1 protein-coding gene is annotated in these 3,011 nt (G+C 75.1%); it reads right to left on the bottom strand.

From position 1 onward, the window contains the following. A partial coding sequence (locus tag D7V88_RS40250) for a non-ribosomal peptide synthetase (RefSeq protein ID WP_120545793.1) occupies window positions 1-3,011 on the bottom strand: 3,011 nt, incomplete at both ends.

Raw genomic sequence — 3,011 nt, 5'->3', positions numbered from 1 at the left:
CCCGTAACCCAGCTCCCCGCCCGCCCACACGAGCGCCACGCGCTCCGGGGCCTCCGCCACGCGCTGCTCGAAGCACGTGGCCACGTCCGGCGCGGAAGCGGGCACAGGTGCGCCAGCGTTCCACGCGGCCAGCCTGCGGGCCTCCGCGCGGGTGAGCAGCGGCAGGGCTTCCACCCGCTGTCCGGGCGCGTCCACGGCGGCGCGGGCCAGCAGGAGGAAGTGCTCCCACAACAGGTCCATCCGCGCCGCGTCCAGCACGTCGGTGTTGAACTCGGCGGCGACGCTCAGCCCGTGCGCCTCCGGGGTGAAGATGAGCAGCAGGTCCCAGCGGGCCAGCCCGTTGGCCTCGCCCTCCATGACCTCCAGCGTGAGGCCCGGCAGCGCCAGGGCGGGCATGGGCGCGTTCTCCAGCACCAGCTTCGCCTGGAACAGCGGCTGCCCCGTGCCCGAGCGCTGCGCGCGCAGCGCCTGGACGAGCTGCCCGAAGGGCGTGTCCTGGTGTGCGTAGGCGTCCAGCGCCACCTGCCGCACGCGGCCCAGCACCTCCTGGAACGTGGGCTGGCCGGACAGCGACGTGCGCAGCACCAACTGGTTGGTGAAGAAGCCCAGCAGCCCCTCCAGGGCCGCGTGGTCGCGGCTGGCGATGTCCGTGCCCACCACCAGGTCGTCCTGGCCGGTGTGGCGCTGGAGCAGCACGTTGAACACCGCGAGCAGGGCCATGAACAGCGTGGCGCCCTCGCGGTGCGCCAGGGTCTCCAACTGGCGGGCCAGCTCTCCCGGCAGCACGTAGCGGCGGCCGTCGCCGTGGGAGCGCTCCCCGGTGGGCCGGGGCACGTCCGTGCGCAGTTGGAGCGTGGGCAGCGCGTCGAGCTGCCGCGTCCAGTACGCCAGGTTGCGCTCCAGCACGCCCGACTCCAGCCACGCGCGGTGCCAGACCGCGTAGTCGGCGTACTGCACGGTCGGCTCGGGCAGGGGAGACGGCCGCTCGTCGCGGAAGGCGCCGTAGAGCGCCGCCAGCTCGCGCAGGAACACGCCGCCGGACCAGCCGTCGGAGATGATGTGGTGCTGCGTGAGGCACAGCACGGCCTGCGTGTCGCTCACCCGCACGAGCACCGCGCGCAGCAGGGGCCCCCGTGCCAGGTCGAACGCGTGGATCGCCTCCTCGCGCGCCACCCGCCGCGCCTCCGCCTCGGCGTCGGCCAGGGGCCGCTCGCGCAGGTCGACGACGGGAAGGGCCACGGGCCGCGCGGGCAGGACGACCTGGACCGGCCGGCCATCCACCTCGCGGAAGACGGTGCGCAGCGCCTCGTGGCGGCGGACCAGCTCTGTGAGGCCGCGCTCCAGCGCCGGCACGTGCAGCTCACCGCGCATCCGCACGGCGGCGGGCACGTTGTAGATGGGCGAGCCCGGCGTGCGCTGATCCGCCAGCCACAGCCGCTCCTGGGCTGGCGACAGCGGCGCGGGCCCGGCGTCCTGCCGGGGCTTCAGCGAAGGCGGCGCGCGGAGGCCCGCGCCGGCGTCCGAGGCGGCCCGGGCGACGGCGGCGTCCACCACCCGCGCCAGCGCCTCCACGGAGGGCGCCTGCGTCAGGAGCGCCGTCAGCGGCAGATCCACGCCGAAGGCCGCGCGGATCCGCGACACGGTGCGGGTGGCCATGAGCGAGTGGCCGCCCAGCTCGAAGAAGCCGTCGTGCACGCCGACCTGCTCCACGCCCAGCACTTCGCGCCAGACGGCGACCAGCGTGCGCTCGGTGTCCGTGCGCGGTGCGACGTAGGCGCCCGCCAGGGAGCGCTGGGCGTCCGGCGCGGGCAGCGCCTTGCGGTCCAGCTTCCCGTGGTGCGTGAGCGGCAGCGCGTCCAGGGACACGAAGGCGGACGGGATGAGGTACTCCGGCAGCCGGGGCTCCAACTGGCCGCGCAGCTCACGAACCACGCCCGGGGGCGCCACCACGTAGGCCACCAGCCGCGGGCCCGTGGGACCGTCCGTGCGGGCCACCACCGCCACGTCGCGCACGCCGGGAAGGCCGCGCAGCACGGCCTCTACCTCGCCCGGCTCCACGCGGAAGCCGCGCAGCTTCACCTGCTCGTCGATGCGGCCCAGGAACTCCAGCCCCCCGTCGGGCAGGCGCCGCACGCGGTCGCCCGTGCGGTACAGCCGCTCACCGGGCCGGGACGCGAAGGGATCCGGCACGAAGCGCTCGGCGGTGAGGTCCGCGCGGTTGAGGTATCCGCGCGCCAGGCCCACGCCCGCGATGCAAAGCTCGCCGGGCAGGCCGTTGGCCACGCGCTCCAGCGCCGCGTCCAGCACGTACACCCGCGTGTGCGTCAGCGCCCGGCCCAGGGTGGGGCGCTCCGGAAGGACGGCGGTGTTGAGCGTCGCGCAGACGGTCGTCTCCGTGGGGCCGTAGGCGTTGATGAACCGCACCCGGTCCACCCACCGCCGCGCCAGCTCCGGCGAGCACGCCTCGCCGCACGAGAACACCGTGCGCAGCTCCGGCAGGCGCGCCGGCTCCAACTGGGCCAGCACGGAGGGCGTCAGCGCCACGGTGCTGATGCGCAGCTCGCGCAGCGTCTCCTCCAGCGGAGCGCCCGGCGTCAGCTTCTCCTTCGGCGCGATGCACAGCGTGGCGCCGGACAGCAGCGCCATGAAGACGTCCGCCACCGCCGCGTCGAAGCCCACCGTGAAGAACAGGAGCTGCCGGCTGCCCGGCCCCAGTCGCGCCGCCTCGCCCTGCCAGTGCGCCGTGTTGCACAGGCCCCGGTGCTCCAGCAGCGTGCCCTTGGGCCGGCCCGTGGAGCCAGACGTATAGATGACGTAGGCCAGGTTGCGGCCCTCGGCGTCGCCCGAAAGGGTCGTGTCCGCCTCCTTCGCTGCCTCCAGCTCCAGGTCCTCCAGGCACAGGGCCCGGTCCGCGCGCTCGCGCAGGCAGTCCTTCAGCGCCGCGCTCGTCAGCACGCGCTGGGCGCGCGAGTCCTCCAGGAGGTACGCGAGCCGCTGGGGGGGCAGGGTGG

It is taken from the genome of Corallococcus terminator (assembly GCF_003611635.1).
Taxonomy (GTDB): Bacteria; Myxococcota; Myxococcia; order Myxococcales; family Myxococcaceae; genus Corallococcus; species Corallococcus terminator.
The sequence above is the reverse complement of the archived record's forward strand: the minus strand, read 5'-3'. Positions and strand labels throughout refer to the sequence as shown.